Consider the following 19,921-nt stretch of genomic DNA (forward strand, 5'->3'; position numbering starts at 1 on the left):
GTGGTGGGCGGTCAGCCCCAGTGCGGCGGCTTTTGTTCCTTAAGCCACTGCTCATGGTCGTAACCGGACTCATCGCCCCAGCGCCGGGGATCGTCTTCAGCTGCTTTGGTGGGCAGAATGCCACTCACGCCTGGTTTGGCTGCGGCGGCGGTGGCGTCCGGGGTTTCTTCAGTGGTGTCGGCGCCGGGCTCGGCGGATTCCGTCACGGACCCGTCTTCAGGACCGGTTGCTTCTTCCATCAGTGGTACTTCTTTCCCGTTCTCTTCTTCGCTGTCTGCATCACCGGCAGCTTCGTCAGGCTGGCCAGGTGCCTGCCGTGCCGGACTTGGAGCGAACGTTTGCTGCCCCTTGTCCACACTCAATTGTTCAACGTCCATGTCCAGGAAGCCATGCTCAGGCGACGTCGACCGCGGAATGTGGTTCTCCAGCCCAAGGTAGGAGCCGATGCGATCCGCGCAGGACGAAGGATCAGTGAAGACCTCAATGGTCCACAGGGACATGTAGCGCCACCCCATGCGCTCCAGCAGCTGCGGACGCAGCCGGCTGCGTTCCCGGACGCTCATCCGCCGGTAGCGTTCAGTGCCATCGGATTCGATCGCGACGGGGGTGGGAATCTCTGCTCCCTCCCGGCCGATCGTGTGGACGGGATCCGCCGCGGCTGCGATATCCAGAACGCCATCGTAGAGATGCCAGACCCGGGCTCCCCGGGCCCTCAGGCGTTCTCCGAGGTCAGCGACCAAGGGGTCCTCACCGAGCGCCTGCTCACTGGCAACAGCACGGGACGCGGGTGTCCCGAGGTTGCTGTTTCCGGAGAGCTCGCGGTCGAGCAGTTCGTAGAAGTCCACCGCACCATGAGCCAGCCGATCGAGGTCAAGGTCCTCGGGACGGAAACAGCTCAGGACGTGCATGGAACGCCGTGCGCGGGTCATGGCCAAGGCGAAACGGTTCCGGCCACCCTCAGTGGACAGCGGACCGAACGAATGAAGTGCCCGGCCGTGTGGCGTGCGGCCGTAGCCAAGCGAAAAGATCACGTGGTCCCGTACCAAGCCCTGTGCTCGCTCCAGATCCACCACACGGAAGGACTCGGGACCAGCACCAAAGAACGTGGACAGCAGGGGGTGGTTGGGCAGTTGAAGCCTGATGGCCTCGCCGATGCGGGCGGCATGGCGCAAGCTGGCCGTTACTACCGCCAGGGATGTACGGGGCCGCAGCCTGGCGTGTTCGAATACAAGGTCCACCACACGATTAACCTCGGCAGTGACGGACTCCACGCCCTCATGGTCAGCCCCCGGAAGCCCGGTGCCATCGGGAATGTACTCCACCAGGATGGATCGGTCCAGTCCCGTGACAGAGTTTCCGTCAGGAAGGCGGCGCAGGCCTCCGTCGTAGTAATTCTTGCTCAACTGAAGGATCAAATCCTCGTCTACGGCGCGGTAGACCCAATTCAGTTGCCAGGTCGGAAGTACCCTGGCCAGCGCCTTGAAGGCGCTGTCCACATTTTCGTGATTGGCAACACCGGCTACCGGCGGTTCCACAGCAACGCTGAAAGTTCGTGCATGGGCAATCTTCGCATCACCGAAGGCCACCACCTGCTTCGCCCGGGCGATGGCAGGAAGTACGGCCTGCAGCGAGGTGGATTCAGCGTCTATGACCACCACGGCGTCAAACTTTTGCTCGGCCGGAAGAACACCGGTCAAGAGGTAGGGGCTGACCGACCAAACGGGCACCAGGAGTGGCACGAGTTCCGGTGCCTGGGCGCTCAGCGCCGGCAAAGTGACCCGGCCATCCTTCAGCAAGGCACGCAGCAACTCCGCCTGCCGGGGGTGCTCAAGCAGCCCCTGGCGCCATTTCTGGGCCAACTGCCACCGGAGACGCGCGGCGCCACTGGCGATGTGGGCCTGGTCAGCAAGCCGGTATTCGGCTTCCAGGCGGCGCAGCGAATCGCCATCGGACATCGCCAGGTAGTCGTCGCCGCTGATCATGGCTTCCAAAGCGGATTGCCACCACGCCAGATCCAATTCGGCAGCCACGGAGCCGGCAGGTACTTCGCGGGCAGCCAGATCGGACAGCAACTCTCCGAGGCCGTGTTCGCGCATTTCCTCTATCAGGAGAGTGCGCTCGGGAAGTGTCTCCAATGTTGCCGTGTCAGCAACAAGCCGTTCCAGCCGCTCCATCAGTTCCAAGTACGGCGTCCCGTGCAAGGAGCCACCAGCGCTGGTGTGCTTAAGGGCAGCACCAAGGCGGTGCAGTTCGCCATCCAACTCCCGGTACAGCGCTCCAAGGTCGGCGAGCCCGGAAGGCACAGCCGGGTGGCGCTGGGTGGTAGCGTATCCGGCCCACAGAGCCCGCTGCTCCTGAACCAGGACGAGGGAGCTGTGGAGGTCGGCGATGTGGACTCCGGGCCGCACATATTCCTTGGCTACGCGGCGCAGGCGGGAACGCTGCATGGAGGGCATCTCCAAGTTGCGCTCACGGCGCCAAGCGGAGCTGGCGGTGGCGGAAATGAGGTCGTGCACCGGCCGGTCGAAGATGTCCGGGGTGAACTTATCCAGGCTCTCCCGGACGGCAATGAGCAGTTCGAGCTGCGCTCCCCATTCAGTGAAGGTATCCCCCAGCCGGATTTCAGCGTGATCGGACACCTGCTTCATCCGGTCCCGCAGGACGGGAAGCTTCTCCTCGGCCAGACGGGCGAGTTGTTGGGCTTCCTCGGTCTCCTTGCGCGTCACGAGTCGCGCTCCATACCAGGGGCTGGAAGTGGACGCCCTGCTGAAGCTGCCAAGCTCCGCAGCCCGGCGCAGGCGGCCGGCCAGTTCCTCCCGGTCCTTGATGTTGTCCAGGACGCTGCGCTTCAGACGGACCGTTGTGGACGGCGCGGGGTGGATGGACGTCAGCTCTGCCAGCGACTGCATGGCCTGGTATGGCGAGCAACCCCACCGTTCACGGACGTTGTGCAGCGAGGCTACATGGTCCATCAGGGCGTGGCGGTGTCCGGTGAGCGTCTGGTGCAAGTTGCCCAGTTGAGGCTCAAGCGCTTTCTCGTTGCGCATGATCGCGCGGACCAACTGGCCTTTGAGCTGCTGCGGCGTGGTCCCGTTACCCGGGCGGAACAGCATGGAGTCGAGGCCGAGCGATTCCAGGTGGGCGGAAAGTCCTGCCAGGCTGGACTGCCTGTCACCTACCACCAGCACGGATTTGCCTTCGCTGACCAGCGCACCGATCGCGTTGATGGCCGTTTGCGTTTGTCCACTTCCCGGCGGAGTGCTCACCACCAGGGAATCTCCGGCCCGGACGGCATCCACCACGTACTGCTGGTCGGTGTCGGCGTCCAGCAGGAGGAGCTCATCTGCGGGATCACGAAGGTCAAGGCTCGGGAACCGGCCCGCCTTGATGGGCTCAGGCTCAATGTCACCACCGTTTGCCGCAACAGCAAGCGCCGCCACGGTGGGGTTGTTCATGTTGATCCAGGGATCATCAAGGTTTCCCGAAAGGTCAGCCAGGGTGGTGACCAATAAGTTGAAATCCACCTCGGCGCCATGAATCGGCTGGACGAGCGTGGCCAGTCGGTCAAGCACTGGCTGGGGATCGAACCGGGCCGTGTTGTAGGCCATGCGCGCTACGGCGTTGACGTCAAAGACGATGCCGTGGACTGACTTGAGGTGGCGCACCAGGGCAGGGTTCATCCGTGCCTGCTCGGTGAGCTGGAGTTCAAAGTCGTCTTCGCCCGGCCTGATGGTCAGGATGATGGAAGCGAGCATCACAGGCGCCGAGACACGTTGCGGTTTTCCGCCCACGGCGGAGGTCCACACCACGGTGCCCGCGGACAAGTATCCGGCCTCTATGCCGCGATCATTGCTCAGCTCGAAGATCTTGGACCTGATGTTGCGGGCGGCACGGGCCGCAACCAAGTATTGCTGCCGGTCCCGGATCAACGTGGACAGGCGTGTTCTGCGACCTGCCAGCAACTGCGCCAACCCCGAGGGGTGCGCGTTGCTCAGATCGATGGCGCCTTCGGGCGTCTTGACGAAACGCAGCATCGTGTCCGCCCCGGTGACGGGTTTAAGACCAGACAGCCATTTGCGGAGCTCTTCAGAGCCCTCTTCCTGGCCTTGACCTAATGACACGACTTCTGCCTTCTTTTCTGTACTAGCTTTAGACGCCTTGGACCATACCGGCATACCTTCGAGGGTAGCGGGAATACCTTGGCAGTCCGCTCCGCAACGCTGTTCCGACGCGAAATTCGCCGTCATTTCACAGGTGCCTGCCGATTTCGCAGGCCGCGGCACCCGGAGGGTCCAAGCACAGTGGCCGGCCTCCCAGAGGAAGCCGGCCACTCAGAATGCTATTCCCACTCGATGGTTCCCGGTGGCTTGCTGGTGACGTCCAGCACCACGCGGTTCACGCCGTCGACCTCGTTGGTAATGCGGTTGGAGATCCGGGCAAGGAGGTCGTAAGGCAACCGCGACCAGTCCGCCGTCATGGCGTCTTCGGAGGACACCGGACGCAGCACGATCGGGTGGCCGTAGGTACGGCCATCACCCTGGACACCAACGCTGCGGACATCGGCCAGGAGGACTACCGGCATCTGCCAGACGTCGTTATCCAACCCGGCAGCCGTGAGCTCCGCACGGGCAATGGCATCCGCCTTGCGCAGCAGGTCCAGGCGTTCCTTGGTCACTTCGCCCACGATGCGGATTCCCAGGCCGGGGCCAGGGAACGGCTGGCGGCCGACGATTTCCTGCGGCAGCCCAAGCTGGGCACCGACGGCGCGTACTTCGTCCTTGAACAGTGCCCGCAGCGGCTCAACGAGCTCGAACTGCAGGTCCTCGGGAAGCCCGCCCACGTTGTGGTGGCTCTTGATGTTGGCAGCACCTTCGCCGCCACCTGATTCGACGACGTCCGGGTACAGGGTTCCCTGAACCAGGAACTTGATCTTCTCGCCTTCAGCAGCAGCCTGGGCGATGATGGCCCGCTCCGCTTCCTCGAAGGCACGAATGAATTCGCGGCCAATGATCTTGCGCTTGGTTTCGGGATCGCTGACGCCGGCCAATGCTGACTGGAAGCGTTCCTGCTCATTGGCTACGTAGAGGTTGACGCCTGTGGCTGCCACGAAGTCGCGCTCAACCTGTTCGGCTTCGCCTTCACGCAGGAGGCCGTGGTCAACGAAAACACAGGTCAACTGGTCGCCAACAGCGCGCTGGACCAAAGCCGCAGCTACAGCGGAGTCAACGCCGCCGGAGAGGCCACAGATGACCTTGGAGTCCCCGATCTGCTGACGGATCCGGTCCACCTGCTCTTCGAGGATATTGCCCGTAGTCCAGTTGGGGCTCAGGCCCGCACCCTTGAACAGGAAGTTCTCCAGGACGTGCTGGCCGTGGACGGAATGCTTGACCTCGGGGTGCCACTGGACACCGTAGAGGCGCTTCTCGTCGTTGGCAAAGGCAGCCACCGGCGCACCGGCCGTGGAGGCGAGGACTTCGAAACCTTCAGGGGCCTCGTGAACGGAGTCGCCGTGGCTCATCCAGGTGTTCTGCGAGGAGGGGACGCCGTCCAGGATGGACCGGGCATCGCCGACAACAAGGGCTTCAGTGGCGCCGTACTCGCGGAGACCCGTCTGGGCCACCTTGCCACCCAACGCATTGGCCATCGCCTGGAAGCCGTAGCAAATGCCAAATACAGGCACCCCGGCTTCAAAGAGATCAGCGCCGACGCTCGGGGCTCCCTCTGCGTATACGCTGGAGGGTCCTCCGGAGAGGATGATGGCTGCCGGGTTCTTGGCCAGAAGCTGCTCGGTGGTGAAGGTATGCGGAACAATTTCCGAATACACATTCGCTTCGCGGACGCGGCGGGCAATCAGCTGCGCGTACTGGGCACCGTAGTCAACAACCAGCACCGGCTTCTGGGAAGTTTGGGGTGCGGTGGGAGTAGTCACCAGACAAGACTACTTTGCCGGGCCGCCCCGGTGCACGTTGACGAGGGCGGCCAGAGGCCAAAACGGCCCCCGTCGTTAGGGATCTCACAATGCCTCCCGCCGCATAGCTTGCAGCGGGACGCTGTGGGCGGTCCTAGTAGCGCTTGGAAGCCTGCGGGTTGGCAGCCAGTTCCGCTTCCACCTGCGCGTGGAATTTCTTCTCCACGATGAACGACAGCAACGGAATGACGCCACCCAGCGCCAGGAGGACCATCTTGGAGAACGGCCAGCGCATAAGCGACCACAGGCGGAAGTTGGAGACCAGGTACACCACGTACATCCAACCGTGCACGATCAGCACGGACGTGGAGATGTTGAACCCGCCGATCACGCCTTTGGGATCCGACTCAGCGAAACCGAAGCCGAAGGGCTGGCCGGTGACGGCGTTCGTGCCACCGGCGAAGAGCGAGACTCCAAACCCGTAGCGTGCGATCAGTTCCGCACACAGCAGGAGCAGCATGGCGCCGGTCAGGTACGCCATGACTTTATAGAACTTCAACGCCGAACGGATCTGGGCTTCGGTTCCGCCGAACCGGCGCTTCTTGGGCTTGGATCCGGATTGCTCGGGCTGGATGGCCGGTTTTGGCTCAATCATTGCTGCACCTTTTGTTCTGGCTCTGGGTTTGTAGTTTCTTTGGCATCCACGGGTTTGGCAGGCTCCACCTCGTCGTCCTCCCCGTATTCATCCTCGTCATCATCCTCTTCGAGGTCGCGACGGTAGTCGTCCTTGACCAGACGCCACCAGATGAAGATCGAGAACCCGGCGAAGACAACCCATTCCACTGCGTAGAACAGGTTCAGCCAGTTGATCTGCTCTGCAGGCGGCTGGGGCGGGATGTTGAGGGCCTTGACGTCATCGCCAAGGGGAATGGCCACGCCGCCGGAGACTTCCGACGTCGCGGCGACAAAACCCGGGTAGCTGGACACTTCCCACATGTTGATGAGCTCCGCGGCAGAAACAGCGGACGCACGGCCTGGACCGGCGTCGACGTTTGGAACGGGCGCTTCAGAAGGAATAAGGCGACCAGTCAAGGTGATGGCGCCCGACGGCGGCGGGCCGGCTTGGGCGGCATCTGCCACCCAGCCGCGCGCCACAGGGATCCACGTTTGGGGCGAGGCTGCAACGCCGCTCAGCGTGGGAGCGTTGTTGACCGCAAAGGCCGAGACGATCCAGAAGCCCTTTTGGTTGTTGTAAAGGCGACCCTCTACAAGAACCTGCTTGCCGGGATCGTAGGATCCGGTGGCGGTGACCATCTGGTCCGAGACCGAACCGGGGAAGAACTGGCCGGGTTTGAGGACATCCACCAGCGGTTTGACTGCTTCGATGCTGGACGGCGCCGGGGCTCGTGCTGGGCGGACCGGCTGAGCTGCCACTGGCTGAGCAGCACAAACACCCCGGATAACAGAAGCGCAAAGACCAGTCCTGCGATCCAGCGGGGTTTCAGCGCGGTTTTCAACACCCCTTAACCGTACTTCGTCCGGCTGTAGAACAACGAAACGGCTTAGGCTGCCCAGTCGCTAGTGGTCGAAGAACACCAGGCTGGAGTTGATGAGCTCGGAGATGACCTCGGGATCGTGGGCCCGCCGGAGGGACTCACGGAAGGACTCCTTGGACAATGAACGCGCCAGGGTAGCCAGAACCTCAAGGTGGTCGGAGAAGGAACTGGCAGGAGTGGCGATGAGGAGGATCAACGTCGCCGGGCCGTCGGTTGCCCCGAAGTCCAGGGCGTGGCCGAACTTGGTCACACCCACCGCGATGGAAATCCTGTCCACGTATTCACTGCGCGCATGCGGCAGGCCGATGCCGCCGGGAAGTCCTGTGGCCAACTGGTGCTCACGGGAGTGCACCTGTTCCAGGAACCCTTCAAGGTTGCTGATCCTGCCGGCAGCGTGGAGCTTATGGGCCAGTTGGGCAGCGGCGTCGATCTTGTCCTCGGCGACGAGTTCAAGGATGACGGTGTCCGGGGTGGTCAGTTCCGCGTCATACCGGTCAAGTGGTTCAGCCAAGTCGTGTTCCCTCCAGTGTGGCCTTCCGGCCGCATTTTCCTGAGCCGGTCAGCGAAGGGGAACGATGTCATCCACTCCCATGCGCGCGGCATCTGCCGATTCGTCGTCAGGCTGCTGCTGACTGAGCCGTTCAGCTTCTACGCGTGCCAGGTAGTGCTTGATCTCGCTTTCGCGCTGATTCTCGCTCCAGCCAAGGATTTCTCCCATCAGCTTAGCTACTACCGGGAGGGCTGCCACACCCCGGTCCCACGATTCGATCGAGATCCGGGTTCGACGCGTCAAAACGTCATGGACATGGCGTGCTCCCTCGTGGGTTGTGGCGTAGACGACTTCCGCGGCGAGGTAGTCATCGGCACCGGGCAGTGGCTCCCCCAGTTCCGGTCGCTTGGAGATCAGTTCCAGCACTTCGGGAGTCATGGACCCGTAGCGGTTCAGCAGGTGCTCAACCCGGGCGACGTGGACGCCGGCTTCTTCCGCAGAACGCCCGCGCCGGTTCCAGGCAGCTTTGAACCCTTCGGCTCCCAGGAGCGGAATGGTCTCGGTGCAGCTGGAGGGAACACGCTCGTCCATGGCCCTGGTGGCCTCGTCCACGGCGTCCTTGGCCATGACCCGGTAAGTGGTGTATTTGCCGCCGGCAACCACCACAAGACCGGGAACGGGATGTGCCACCACATGCTCGCGCGAGAGCTTGGCCGTGGAGTCGTTCTCGCCGGCCAGCAAAGGCCGGAGGCCAGCGTAAACTCCTTCCACGTCCTCACGGGTCAGGGGACGCTTGAGGACTTTGTTGACGTGCTCCAGGACGTAATCGATGTCCTTGCTGGAAGCAGCCGGATGCGCCTTGTCCAGCGTCCAGTCGGTATCTGTGGTGCCGATGATCCAGTGACGCCCCCAAGGGATCACAAAAAGCACCGATTTTTCCGTACGGAGGATCAGGCCCACTGTTGATTGGAAGCGGTCGCGCGGCACCACCAAGTGAATGCCTTTGGAGGCGCGGACTTTGAGTTGGCCGCGATCCGTCACCATGGCCTGCGTTTCGTCCGTCCAGACTCCCGTTGCGTTGACCACTTGCTTGGCCCGGACCTGGAAAACGCTGCCGTCCTCCTGGTTCTCAAGCTTTGCCCCCACCACACGTTCACCCTCGCGAAGGAAGTCCACCACCCGAAGCCGGTTGGCGGCATGGGCGCCGTAATGGGCCGCGGTCCTGACCACGTTGACCACCAGACGGGCATCGTCCACTTGTGCGTCGTAGTAGCGGATGGAGCCTACAAACGCGTCATCCTTCAGGCTGGGAGCCGCGCGCAGGGTTCCGCGCTTGAAGAGGTGCTTGTGCATGGGGACGCCACGGCTGTGTCCGGAGGTCAGGCCCAACGTGTCGTAAAGCATGATTCCGGCACCAACGTAGGGACGTTCCCAGAACCTGCGCGTCAGTGGATACAGGAAGGGCACGGGGCGGACCAGGTGGGGGGCGATCTGCTGGATCAGCAGTCCCCGTTCTTGCAGAGCCTCCTGGACGAGGCCGAAATCAAGCATTTCCAGGTATCGAAGACCTCCGTGGATGAGCTTGGAGGACCTGGATGAGGTACCGGACGCCCAGTCCCGGGCCTCCACAATGGCTACGGTGAGGCCGCGGGTCACGGCATCCAGGGCGGCTCCGGCCCCCACCACGCCGCCACCAACGATCAGGATGTCAAGCTCCTTGCCGGCCTCGGCCGTAGCTTTCAGGACTTCGATCGATGCGGCACGGGCTTCCGGGCTCAAGGCCCCCGGATAACCCGCCTGTGGACCGCCTGCGACATTGCTCATCGGACCCCTCCTCGAACGCAACAGCTGGTAGTCCCCTACCCTACTTGCTGCCCGCCGCATTGGGCAGGGCAAAGGCGGGCAGCCATGAAGCGGGAAGTGACCCCAAACGATGAAAGCCCCTGCTGGCGCCGACAGGAACCGGCAGCAACAGGGGCTTTCAGGGCAGTTGTCAGTTGCCTGCGTAAGGCGACACAACGACGTCGACCCGCTGGAACTCCTTGAGGTCCGAGTAACCGGTGGTTGCCATGGAACGACGCAGCGCACCGATGAGGTTGGACGTGCCATCGGTGTGGTGACCGGGTCCGAAAAGGACTTCTTCCAGTGGACCGACAGTTCCCACGTTGACGCGGTCGCCACGGGGTGATTCCAAGTGGTGTGCTTCCGGACCCCAGTGCCAGCCGCGGCCGGGCGCCTCTTCCGCGCGGGCCAGGGCACTGCCGAGCATGACGGCGTCGGCGCCCATGGCGATGGCCTTGACGATGTCGCCCGAGCTGCCCATGCCGCCGTCGGCAATGACGTGGACGTACCGGCCGCCCGACTCGTCCATGTAGTCGCGGCGCGCCGCAGCGACATCGGAAATCGCCGAGGCCATGGGCGAGTGGATGCCCAGGGCGCGGCGGGTGGTGGTGGTAGCGCCGCCGCCGAAGCCCACCAGGACGCCAGCCGCACCGGTACGCATGAGGTGCAGGGCAGGAGTGTATCCGGCTGCGCCACCAACGATCACTGGGACGTCGAGTTCGTAGATGAACTGCTTGAGGTTCAGGGCTCGTGGTTCTTGGAGACGTGCTCAGCTGAGACCGTGGTTCCACGGATCACAAAGATGTCGACGCCGGCAGCCACCACAGTCTTGTAGTGTTCCTGGGTGCGCTGCGGGGTCAAGGAGCCGGCGACAGTGACGCCCGCGGCACGGATTTCCGCGAGGCGGGAACTGATGAGTTCCGGCTGGATGGGTGCCTGGTACAGGTCCTGCATGCGGCGGGTAACGGCGGTGCTGCTGGTCTCATTGGCCAGGGCGGCAATTTCGTCCAGCACCTTCTGCGGGTCCTCATAACGGGTCCAGAGACCTTCGAGGTCCAGGACACCGAGACCGCCGAGGCGGCCAAAAGCGATTGCCGTGTCAGGGGACATCACGGAGTCCATGGGGGCAGCGATCACCGGGTGTCGAACTTGTAGGCGTCGATCTGCCAGGAGACAGAGACGTCCTTCGGGTCGCGCGTCCGGCGGTTCGGGACGATCGCGATGTCATCCAGGGAGTAGGCACGACGCCCACGCTTGCCACGGCCAATCTCTATCTCATAAGTCACGGCTCTTACTTTACTGGACCCCTCCCGGAACCCCGATTCGACACAAATAAAGTGACCACTTCACACAACGTGCGAAAGTACTCCAGGGATGGCTCCCGTGCTCCCGCCACTTCGTAGACTGGACGCAGAACCGCAAAGAGAAGGCAGAAATGACCGCACGGAACGAAGAAATCCAAGCCTTACCCACTACCGAACATGAGCTCATTGCCCTCTGCTTCCTTGGCCGCGCAGGCTTGGAGCAGTACCCCTGGTGAGCTACCAGACAGGGCCCAGTCCGCTTTCCCACTCTGCCCACCCCTTGGACTACTGGCTTTCCACGGAGCTCTCCGCCATTACCCCGACGAGTGCACGCTCCCGCCTGCGGGAAATCGCCAACGCGCGCGGCTCCTTTATGGGCGCCTGGGCTGCCGGAATCGGGATCGGCGCAGTCCTGGTCCTGCTCGGAGCCCTCCTCGCCATTCGGCTCGGCACGTTCGCGCCTGTTCCCTCCCTCAGCCTTCCCGGTGCGGCAATCGCCCTGCTCTGCTGCATCTTCTACGGACGGGTGCGGGACCGGTTGCCGCGAACAGCCCGGACGATCGTGAATCGTGGGCCCGGGAGCTTGCGGGGGCGCTTTCATTCGTTGGGTTTATCCTGATCGCCTTCATAGGGCTGTTCGCCCTCACGGCGAAACCAACGGCCTGGGAGGATCCAGCACTCCTGCAGACGCTGGCCACCGTTCTTGCATTCCTCATCTGCCTTCTGGTGGCCGCGATCGTCATCCCGGCAACCATTGTGGGCCATTCCCGTGAATCGCTTCGTCGCAAGGCTGCGAATGATCCTCACTTCAGGGCGCTCCTGGAACAGGACCTCGCCACCTGGCGTGACCCTTATGGCGATGCCGGATACGGGCCGCTCTAAGTCTCAGGGCGTGTTCTGGCTGGTTTCGTCCGCGGAGAGCTGGGATTCGAACATCCGGAAGTAGCGACCCCTCAGGGCCACCAATTCCTTGTGGGTCCCCTGCTCCGCAATCCGGCCGTCTTCCAGCATGTACACGATGTCTGCCTTCTCGATGGTGGCAAGGCGGTGGCTGATGGCGATGATGGTGCTGCTCCTGTCAGCGAAGAGCCGCGTGAAGATGCGGTGCTCGGCCAAAGCGTCGATGGCCGAGGTAGGTTCATCCATGACCATGAACGAGGCGTCGCGATAGAAGTTGCGGGCCATGGCAAGACGTTGCCATTGGCCCCCGGACAGGCCACTGCCCTTGCGCCCGCGGGGTCCTCCATCCAGTTGCTCACATGGTTTTCCAACCCATTGGGCAGTTTGTTGATGAACTCCATGGCTTCGGCGTCCGAGGCTGCCCGCCGGATGCGGTCGTCATTGCGTGGCTGGTCCACATCCCCGAGGTAGATGTTCTCCGCGGCGGTCGCGAACTCGTACTTCAGGAACTCCTGGCTCAGCACGGCCAGGTACCGGTGCCAGCTGGTGACATCAATCCCCGCCAGATCAACGCCGTCGAGCAGCACTTGGCCCGAATCGGGACGGTACAAGCCCGCCAGGATACGGATCAGCGTGGATTTTCCTGCCCCGTTCTCGCCAACAATCGCAATGTGCTGGCCGGCCTGGATGGTCATGGAAATTCCCTTGATGACTTCGATGTCACTTCCGGTGTAGCTGAACCGGATGTCCCGCAGCTCCACCGTTCCGGGCGACGAAACCAGCGGCTTTTCGTTGCCACTGGGAACGGGCAGGGCCATGAACAGCTCATAGTCCTTGAGGTTGGCAAGGTCCTCGTCAATGGAGCTCAGGGAAGATACGAGGCTATTGGCCGTGGACAGGGCCCGGCTGACGATCTGCTGCACGTAGAGGAACTGACCTACGGGCTGTGCCCTGGCGATGATCTGCCCAACGACCCAAATCAAGGACACCACCTCGGCGCCGTACTGCAGTGAGTCAGCAGCCAGCTGTTTGGGAATGTACCGCTTCTGGAAATCCAGGCGCCGCCGTTCGTCAACATCCCGGAGCCGTGACCGGAGGTCCATGAGGTAGCCCACGATTCCGTAGAGACGCATCTCGGCTATATGTTGGGGCCTCAGGAGGTTCTGTTCAATCATTCGGCGTTGGCGGCGCGAATCCACTTGTGTGTTCCAATGCGCGATTTGCTCGCGGGACAGCTTGAACTGCAGGTACACACTGGGCACGATCGCCACCAGGACAATGACGGCGATCCACCAACTGACCAAGACCAACGCCCCGATGGCGAGGATCACGGACACCAACTGGGTGAAGATTGCGGCGATCCTGTCCAGCACCCGGGCGTAGCTATCCGAGAACCGCTTGGCGCGGTCGTACAGGTCCACCGTTTCTTTGTCGTCATAACGCCAGAACTCCAGCGCCAGGAATCGCTGGTACATCATGTCACCCACAATCGCGCCCACCTTGAAGCTCATGAGCTGTTGGATGTAGCGGTCAACACTGCTGAAGGCACCCCAGAACAACCCCAGCGCCGCGGTGATGATGACGTACAGGATTGCCTGCGGACCGGCGTTCGGATCTCCCGCGTACCCGGCCGCCAAGGCGGTGGTGGTCAGGGCCGCAAAGTAGGTGGTGACCAACGGAAGCGTGGCTGAGATCAGCGAGCCAAGCACTTTCATGATCACCGCGACGGGCGATGCTTTGAAGCTCACCTTCAGGACCTGCCCGACGGCGCGCGCGTACGGCCGCAGCGCCAACTTTCGGGGCGGCGTCTTACCCGGTTGGGCTGGGTTCAGCCGGATGGACTCCGGATGCCGCGGTTGCGCGGGCTTTTCAGACATGACCCCAGCCTATTCTCATGGGCCGACATTTCTGCCGGGCGGTTAAGCAACTGTTCCCCGCAGAGATGCCTCCGCGGGGAACAGATGTTAATACAGGTGATGGATCAGCGTGAGCCGTAGTTGGGTGCTTCCACCGTCATCTGGATGTCGTGGGGGTGCGACTCCTTCAAGCCTGCCGGCGTGATCCGGACAAACTTGCCACGGGCCTTCAGCTCGGGATGGTGGGCGCGCCAGTGTAGAACATGGTCTGGCGGAGGCCGCCCACCAACTGGTAGGCCACAGAAGCCAACGGTCCGCGGAACGCCACCCGGCCTTCGATGCCTTCAGGGATGAGCTTGTCATCGCCGGAGACGTCAGCCTGGAAGTAGCGGTCCTTGGAGTAGGACGTGTTCTTGCCACGGGACTGCATGGCACCCAGGGAACCCATGCCGCGGTAGCTCTTGAACTGCTTGCCGTTGACGAAGATGAGATCGCCTGGGGATTCCTCGCAGCCAGCCAGCAGGGAGCCGAGCATCACGGTGTCGGCACCGGCAACCAGTGCCTTGCCGATATCGCCCGAGTACTGCAGGCCGCCGTCGGCAATCAGCGGAACGCCTGCCGGGATGGCGGCCTTGGCGGATTCGTAGATGGCGGTGATCTGCGGAACACCGACACCGGCAACAACGCGGGTGGTGCAGATGGAGCCCGGGCCCACGCCTACCTTGATGCCATCGGCGCCGGCGTCGATCAATGCCTGGGCACCTTCACGGGTGGCAGCCTGACCGCCGATGATGTCCACGTGGGCAGCAATCGGGTCTGACTTGAGGCGGCGGATCATGTCCAGAACGCCTTGGGAGTGGCCGTTGGCGGTGTCCACGAACAGCGCATCCACGCCGGCGTCGATCAACTTCATGGCGCGCTCCCAGCCATCGCCGAAGAAGCCGATGGCGGCACCCACGCGCAGGCGGCCTTCGTCGTCCTTGGTGGCCAGCGGGTACTGCTCTGCCTTGGTGAAGTCCTTGGTGGTGATGAGGCCCTTGAGGCGTCCCTGCTCGTCAACGAGGGGCAGTTTCTCAATCTTGTTGGTAGCCAGCTTGTGCGAGGCTTCTTCGCGGCTGATGCCCACATGCCCGGTGATGAGCGGCATTTTGGTCATGGTGTCGCTGACGCTGCGCAGCGGGAATTCCGATTCCGGAATGAAGCGGGTGTCGCGGTTGGTCACGATGCCCAGCAGGCGTCCGTCGGTATCCACCACGGGAAGGCCGGAAACGCGGTAGCGGGAACACAGCTCGTCGAGTTCTTCCAGCGTTGCCTGGGGGCCGATGGTCAGCGGGTTGGTGATCATGCCCGATTCGCTGCGCTTGACACGGTCCACGTGCTCGGCTTGGTCGTCGATGGACAGGTTGCGGTGGACAACGCCCAAACCGCCCTGGCGTGCCATGGCGATGGCCATGCGGGACTCAGTTACAGTGTCCATCGCTGCAGACAGCAGCGGCGTCTGCACGGAGATCCGCTTGGAGATGCGGGAGGACGTGTCGGCGTCGGACGGAATGACGTCCGTGTGGCCCGGGAGCAACAGGACGTCGTCGTACGTCAGGCCAATAAAGCCAAAGGGATTGTGTTCGGGCTGGGTCATGAGTGTGCGCCTCTTACCTGGGTTCTGGGGCTTAACTGGTAGGGGTTGCAACTGATGACCAGCCCGTCATTACGGGACTGGCCTGTGCAGAATGTATTGGATAAATACTAGAACCTCCGCGCCGATCGCCATATTCCGCGACGCCCCAGTGTGAGCAAGAGCACTGGACTTAGGTGCCGAACCAACCGGTGGCAGCAAGGAGACGCTCCTCGAACATGGGGATCATGCTCTGAACGTAGGTTTTGGTGAGGTGGTTATCGTCCTTGTAGACGTAGACATTGCCCACCACTGCCGGACAGGTGCCCTGTTCGCAGATGAAGTCGCTCATATCCATCAGGTAGAGCCGGTCCACTTTGCCCACGTAGTCGTCCAACGGCGACGACGTGGCCAGGGACTCCTCCAGCGGGGCGTTGCAGTCCGGCGAATCAGGGCCCTTTTTCTGCACGCACTCGGGCATGTTGATGCTGAAGCGGGGGTTGTCGCGGACGCCCACAACGTCCATGCCTGCATCGGTGAACGGCTGGATGCCTTCAAGGTAGCCCGGCACTTCGGTCTCAAAGGGCGCCGTGGCATGGGTCAACGACGCTACCGTGAACACAGCATCCGGCTGGTGTTCCATGACGTAGGCGGCGCTTGCCTTGTTGAACTCGTTGCATTCGTCGGTCCGCTCAGGTGACTCGGCGCCGAACCGGCAACTGCCCTTCAGGAGCGTCACCACTTCCCACCCGTGTTGCTTGGCGATGGGGCCCAACGCAGCCATGTACTGCTGGGCGTGTGAATCACCGAGCACCACGATCTCCTTGGTGACTTCCTCGGGTTCATCGTTTTGGAGGCAGCCCTCCAGCAAAGGATCCGTGGGCACGTTGTCTCCAGTGCACAGGCCGTCAATGTCTGCCCATTCGTCCTTCATCGCGGCGGGCGCCGGGATGATCATTGCTTCCTGGGTAGGTTCCCCCATGAACTCCGGGGACAATGCTGCTGCTCCCGGAGTCAGTTCCTTGGGCTGGCCGGCGATCGCCGCGCTTTCGGATGCGATGGCACCCTGCCAGGCAGTAACGGGGATCGCCAGCAGCGCGCCGCAAGCGGCAATCACGACGGCGGCACGCCAGGACCGCACGTCGGGCCACTTCCAGCGGCGCATGGGTACCTCCACGTATTTGGTGGTGGCAACGGCCAGCACCATGGAGAAGGCCATGATCCCCAGCCCTTGAAGGAGGTTGGGCGTAGTGGTCCCGGAGACCAACAGGAAGAACACCAGAACCGGCCAGTGCCACAGGTAAAGGGCGTAGGAGTTATCCCCCACCAGGACCAGCGGCCGCGAGCTCAGGATGCGGTCCACGCCGAAACGGCTGGTGCTCTGCCCGGCGATGATGACTGCCGCGGCGGCGAGCGTCGGCCAGAGCGCGATGAACCCGGGGAAGGATCGGTCCACGGTGAGGACCAGGCCGCAAGCGAGCATGGCGGTGATACCGGCCCACCCCAGGATGACGCGGAGCCGGCGTCGGGGCTTCAGATACGGAAGAGCGAGGGCGAGCCACGAGCCTAACGCGAACTCCCAGAGGCGGGCACGGGTGTCAAAGTACGCCGCGGCCTGGTTGTTGGTGGTCTGCTCGATGGAGAACACCAGGGATGCCACGAAGACGGCCCCGAAGGCCACGACGAGGAGAGTCCGGTGGGATACGGCCTTCCGGTCCGGGAAGAGCTTGGCCAACTGCGGCTGCAGCAGGGCAACGGCGGCGAAGACCAACGGCCACAGGATGAACACCTGGCCCTGGACGGACAGGGACCAGAAATGCTGGAGCGGGCTCGCTCCCGAATGATCCTGGGCGTAGTAATCCACAGCAGTGTCCGCCAGTTGCCAGTTCTGCCGGTAGAGCAGCGATGCCCACGCCTCAGCAAGGACATCCGGCCACCGGCTCTGCGGGATGAAGGCCCAAGTGGCTGTCAGGACCCCAACAGGACTACGACGACGGCGGGCAGCAGCCGCATGAAGACGTGCAGCCAGTGCCGCAGGAGCCTTAGTGGCTTCCGGTCCTCTAGTTTGCGGGTGAAGGACAAGGTCAGCAGGAAAGCCGAAATGAGCAGGAAGACGTCAACCCCGCCGGAGACCCGGCCAAGCCAAATATGGTAGGCGGCCACCATCAGCACAGCCAGGGCGCGCAGACCCTGGACCTCCGGGCGGAAGCCGGGCTTCGCCGTCGTGCGTTCCGCCTGAACAGGTGCCGTCACCGCAGTTGGAGCGTCCATCATGGCTGCCACCCGGTCGCGGCAAACCACCTCTCCTCAAACATCTCAGCCATGCTGGTCACATACGTCCTGGACAGGTGGTTGTCATCCAGATACACGAACACGTTTCCCACCACGCTGGGGCAGGTGATGCCGTCGCAAAGGAGGTCGGTCATGTCCAGGAAGGCTGCGTTGCCGAACGTTCCCTGCACAGCCGCGAAGGGGCTCTCCGCGGCCAGGACCTCGGGCTGGTCCGACCTGCAATCGGCACTGTCCACGCCTTTGGACAACGCACATTCGGTGACGTTGTAATCAAAGCGGGGGTTGTCGCGGATGGCCACCACCTCGATTCCGAGGTCATTGAAGTTGGTCACCGTCTGCTCAAAGCCGTACACCAACTGCTCATCCGGTGACGACGGGGACGCCATGGTTCCCACCATGAAAACAGTGTCCGGCGCCTTCTCCGCTGCGTAGCGGAAAGCGGCGGCGTTGAAGTCATTGCACCCGGCATCGGCATCCGGGTTCTCGGGCATAAAATGGCATCCGCCCAGCAAGAGGGCAGTAACCTTCCAGTGTTCAGCCTCGGCCAGGGGGCCAAGCGCGGCCAGCCACTGCTGGGAGTGGGAGTCGCCCAACACCAGGATTTCCCTGTCGGCGTCCTCCCCCACGCCATTCTGCTGGCACTTGTCCTGCAGCTGCTTGTCCTCCGGCTTGGCATCGCCCTCGCACGGACCCGACAACGTTGCCCAGTCTTCCGGAAGTTGCTCAGCGGTGGGCAGCGTCTTTGCGCCATCGCTGACCAGATCCACGTAACCGGGGACTAGGGCGTGGGCGCCGGGGTTGTCGTTGAACGCTTGGGCCTGGGCTGCTTTGAGGTCCAGGTCCTGCTTGTACTGGAACCCCAAGAGCGGCGTGCACGCAACGGCAAGGCAGGCTGCGATGGCGATGGCCGAACGGCGGCGCTTGACCTCGGGCCACTTCCATTCCCGGAACGGCTTCTCCACATACTTGGTGGTCAGGAATGCCAGCACCAGCGACAAGGCGATGATGACCGTTCCAGACAGCCAGCCTGCATGATCCTTGCCACTCCATGCCAGGGCGATCACCAGGATGGGCCAGTGCCACAAGTAAAGGGCGTAGGAGTTGTCGCCCAGCCGGACCAGGAATTTTGAACTCAGGATCCTGTCCACGCCCAAACGGCTCTCGGTTTGGCCGGCGGCAATCACGGCAACAGCAGCCAAAGTGGGCCACAGGGCAACAAATCCGGGGAATGCCGTCTGCACCTGCAGCAGGACGCCGCAGCTGAGCATGGCGGCCACGCCGACCCATCCCATGATGACCCGGACAGGCTTGGCGAAGTTCAACCCAGGAAGAATCAGCGCCAGCAACGTGCCCAGGGCAAACTCCCACAGGCGCGCAAACGTATCGAAGTACGCCACAGCCTGGTTGGTTGCCGTGAAAATGACTGAGTAGGTAAGGGAGAGGACAAAAATAATCGCAAAAACGTACGCGAGAGTGGCCCGGTACCTCAGGCTGAACCGGCGGCAAAGAACTGCGACGGTGGCGAAAATGACGGGCCACAGGATGAACACCTGGCCCTGGATGGAGAGGGACCAGAAGTGCTGGAGCGGACTGGCGAGGCTGTGGTCGGTTGCGTAGTAATTCACGGCCAGGCCCTGCAGGAGCCAGTTTTCGAAGTAGAACAGTGAAGCCCACGCCTGGTGGACCACCTCTACCCACCGTGTAGGCGGAAGGAAGGTAAACGTCGCCGCGAGCGTGGCCAAGAGAACCACCACGACGGCGGGAAGCAGCCGCCGGAACAGGTGCAGCCAGTGCCGCACAAGGTCCATGGGCCGGCCCTGTTTATAGCGGCCGGTGAACTGCAGTGTCATAAGGAAGGCGGAGATCAGGAGGAACACATCCACGCCGCCGGAAACCCTTCCGATCCAGACGTGGTAGCTGACCACCATCAGGACGGCCAGTGACCTAAGACCTTGGATCTCTGGGCGGAATTTCGACTTTGCAACGGGTCCGGAAGACCGCCTGCCGGCGCGGGCAGGGGCTGGGATCGTTGGCATAGTCACGTTAGGCAGTTCCTCAAAAGCTGTGGCACAAAGCATCAATCATACGCGGTTTAGTGGCCGCACCCCAGTCGGGACCATCTCTTGAACCGCCTTCCGAAGGTCAATTACCTCAGGTCCAG

General features: G+C 62.8%; 8 protein-coding genes and 5 pseudogenes. 2 read left to right on the forward strand and 11 right to left on the reverse strand.

The features are described from left to right. Window positions 1-11: 11 nt before the first annotated feature. From CGK93_RS16355 to CGK93_RS16385, 7 genes and pseudogenes are all read right to left on the reverse strand, one after another. On the reverse strand, window positions 12-4,175 hold the full coding sequence (locus CGK93_RS16355) for an AAA family ATPase (RefSeq protein WP_089595743.1): 4,164 nt from the start codon (window positions 4,173-4,175) through the stop codon (window positions 12-14). Between the two features lie 164 nt (window positions 4,176-4,339). Continuing rightward, window positions 4,340-5,929, reverse strand: coding sequence for a glutamine-hydrolyzing GMP synthase (gene guaA, locus CGK93_RS16360; protein ID WP_011775506.1), 1,590 nt, complete (start codon window positions 5,927-5,929; stop codon window positions 4,340-4,342). Window positions 5,930-6,062: 133 nt separating this feature from the next. Then, window positions 6,063-6,563: a DUF3817 domain-containing protein gene (locus CGK93_RS16365; RefSeq protein WP_089595744.1), complete on the reverse strand. Its 501-nt coding sequence runs from the start codon at window positions 6,561-6,563 to the stop codon at window positions 6,063-6,065. Beyond that, window positions 6,560-7,428, reverse strand: a pseudogene (locus CGK93_RS16370) (SURF1 family protein). Before CGK93_RS16370 ends, CGK93_RS16365 begins: the two are co-directional and overlap by 4 nt. A gap of 58 nt (window positions 7,429-7,486) precedes the next feature. Continuing rightward, window positions 7,487-7,975, reverse strand: a complete 489-nt coding sequence (locus CGK93_RS16375; RefSeq protein WP_089595745.1) for a PTS sugar transporter subunit IIA — start codon at window positions 7,973-7,975, stop codon at window positions 7,487-7,489. Window positions 7,976-8,023: 48 nt separating this feature from the next. Continuing rightward, complete coding sequence (locus tag CGK93_RS16380; protein WP_089595746.1) at window positions 8,024-9,778, reverse strand: glycerol-3-phosphate dehydrogenase/oxidase; 1,755 nt, start codon at window positions 9,776-9,778, stop codon at window positions 8,024-8,026. Between the two features lie 169 nt (window positions 9,779-9,947). Beyond that, window positions 9,948-11,082, reverse strand: a pseudogene (locus CGK93_RS16385) (GuaB3 family IMP dehydrogenase-related protein). A 250-nt stretch (window positions 11,083-11,332) separates the two neighbouring features. Between CGK93_RS16385 and CGK93_RS16390 the strand changes: the two are divergent. Beyond that, the gene (locus CGK93_RS16390) at window positions 11,333-11,719 is read left to right on the forward strand and encodes a hypothetical protein (protein ID WP_089595747.1); all 387 of its coding nucleotides are present in this window, start codon (window positions 11,333-11,335) and stop codon (window positions 11,717-11,719) included. Window positions 11,720-11,826: 107 nt separating this feature from the next. Next, a complete protein-coding gene (locus CGK93_RS23635; RefSeq protein WP_157731853.1) occupies window positions 11,827-11,982 on the forward strand; it encodes a hypothetical protein in 156 nt (51 codons plus the stop codon). Between the two features lie 3 nt (window positions 11,983-11,985). On the opposite strand, the pseudogene CGK93_RS16395 reads toward CGK93_RS23635, so the two are convergent. The 4 genes and pseudogenes from CGK93_RS16395 to CGK93_RS16410 form a co-directional block, all read right to left on the reverse strand. Next, window positions 11,986-13,877: pseudogene (locus tag CGK93_RS16395) on the reverse strand (ABC transporter ATP-binding protein). Window positions 13,878-13,981: 104 nt separating this feature from the next. Then, window positions 13,982-15,492: pseudogene (guaB, locus tag CGK93_RS16400) on the reverse strand (IMP dehydrogenase). 169 nt (window positions 15,493-15,661) lie between these two features. Further along, window positions 15,662-17,739: pseudogene (locus tag CGK93_RS16405) on the reverse strand (acyltransferase family protein). Beyond that, on the reverse strand, window positions 17,739-19,796 hold the full coding sequence (locus CGK93_RS16410) for an acyltransferase family protein (RefSeq protein WP_232481669.1): 2,058 nt from the start codon (window positions 19,794-19,796) through the stop codon (window positions 17,739-17,741). Before CGK93_RS16410 ends, CGK93_RS16405 begins: the two are co-directional and overlap by 1 nt. Between the last annotated feature and the right edge of the window lie 125 nt (window positions 19,797-19,921).

The organism is Arthrobacter sp. YN, from assembly GCF_002224285.1.
Lineage (GTDB): Bacteria > Actinomycetota > Actinomycetes > Actinomycetales > Micrococcaceae > Arthrobacter.